Below are 1662 nucleotides of genomic sequence, written 5' to 3'. Positions count from 1 at the left end.
TATAGCATTTGTACATTTTTATTTTGGATTTTTTGTACATATATATTGTACCATTTATAAACGGTCTTCCTGATATACGCTGGCATGATCTTAGAGTTACCTTTTGTACCCTGCTTTTGAAGAATGACTTTAATCCAAAAGCGGTATCGAAGCTGATGGGGCATGCGAAGGAGATTATTACAATAGATGTGTATGGCGATAATCAGGGCATTATAGCCGACTGTGTACCGGAAATTTCTGATTTCATGGAGGAGGTGATGCCAGGACCGGAAACGGACGATGAATTTAAGGAAGAACTTCTGGATATTGTAATAGATACTAGAGAATACTTAGATGAGGTATCTTAAAAATGTTTATGGTATGATGCATACAATAAAGGAACAAATGTTTGGAAATAATGGACAACTATGTAAATCTGTGCTATACTAAAAAATAATTTCATTCCATTTAGTCCATGATGTGATACATGGAGGTGCGGAGTAAGGAAAACACAAAAAGGTTACGCTCATTCGTCCAAGGTGTAATAGGAACCGAATGTATCACAGAAAACGATGGTGTAATTTTTTGATGTTTCTGCTATAATATAAATGAGGAAATTAAGAAGAAAGAAGGGATTATTATGATACCGGCTAAGGCTGTTTTAGATACGACAAAGGCTTCATTTGCAATGGAAGGGATGTATGCAACAGAAAACGATGAAAAGAATATCATGGATGTACTGACAGGAAAACGCAGCTTGGAGGATGTCATAAAGGAAATAAAACACAAGTATATGGTAGAGAAGGAATAGAAAATGGATCAATATTATTATGAATACAAGGATGATGGGGATGTAAAATATTGTTATCCCGGCACACAGGTATTAGTGAACAAATTTGACATCCATAATGGACAGCAGCTAAGCAAGGTGGAGAGGGAAATCTCGATTGTCAAGGCTGCTGTTTTAGCAGATAGAATTACAGGCAATTTTGATCTTGCTCATTTGAAAAGTATTCATAAGTTTCTTTTTGAAGATATTTATGATTGGGCAGGGCAGATACGAACTGTTGATATTGCAAAAGGAAATATATTTTGTCTGGTGCAGTTTATCGAAGTACAATTTTCAGAGTTGTATGAGAAACTGAAACAGGATAATTTCTTGAAGGGTGAGAAGGATATTGAATATGTGAGCAAGAAGATAGCATATTATCTATCGGAAATAAATGTGATACACCCTTTTAGAGAGGGCAATGGTCGAACCCAACGGATTTTTTGTCAGCAGTTATGTAAGAATACAGGCAATTTTTATCTTGATTTTTCTATGGCAGGTGAGGGGGAAATGCTGGAAGCAAGTGTGGCTGCATTCATGTGCAATTATGAAAAAATGGAGGCGTTAATCAGAAAATGTGTGAAAGAGATAGATTTATGAGACCGGTGCAGGTAGAAGCAACATCTAAGAGAATTGGTGTCGCAGAAGGTAAATTTGTTGTACCGGACGATTTTGATGCTTGTAATAATGAAATTGAGGAAATGTTTGGGGTGAAAGATGGACAGGAGATGACTTATGACTGATGAAGAAGTGAAACGCTCATATGAGCATTATAAGCAATGGCAGAATAATAAAGATATTGAGGTCAAAACCATAAATAGATTTGTCCCTTCTCCTATAGTACCTTGAAAAAT

General features: G+C 36.0%; 4 protein-coding genes. All 4 read left to right on the top strand.

Features of this window, described 5'->3' with window-relative positions; genetic code table 11:
- Positions 1–32: 32 nt before the first annotated feature.
- The gene (locus ASU35_RS04930) at positions 33–347 is read left to right on the top strand and encodes a tyrosine-type recombinase/integrase (RefSeq protein WP_242861204.1); all 315 of its coding nucleotides are present in this window, start codon (positions 33–35) and stop codon (positions 345–347) included.
- A gap of 272 nt (positions 348–619) precedes the next feature.
- Positions 620–790, top strand: a complete 171-nt coding sequence (locus tag ASU35_RS19145; protein ID WP_156059357.1) for a hypothetical protein — start codon at positions 620–622, stop codon at positions 788–790.
- A 3-nt stretch (positions 791–793) separates the two neighbouring features.
- Positions 794–1408: a Fic/DOC family protein gene (locus ASU35_RS04925; protein ID WP_058351943.1), complete on the top strand. Its 615-nt coding sequence runs from the start codon at positions 794–796 to the stop codon at positions 1406–1408.
- Entirely contained in the window at positions 1384–1551 is a 168-nt protein-coding gene (locus ASU35_RS19140; RefSeq protein ID WP_156059354.1) for a hypothetical protein, read from the top strand. The genes ASU35_RS04925 and ASU35_RS19140 overlap by 25 nt, the downstream gene beginning before the upstream one ends.
- The last annotated feature ends 111 nt before the right edge of the window (positions 1552–1662 follow it).

It is taken from the genome of Acetivibrio ethanolgignens, from assembly GCF_001461035.1.
Taxonomy (GTDB): Bacteria; Bacillota; Clostridia; order Lachnospirales; family Lachnospiraceae; genus Velocimicrobium; species Velocimicrobium ethanolgignens.
The sequence above is the reverse complement of the archived record's forward strand: the minus strand, read 5'-3'. Positions and strand labels throughout refer to the sequence as shown.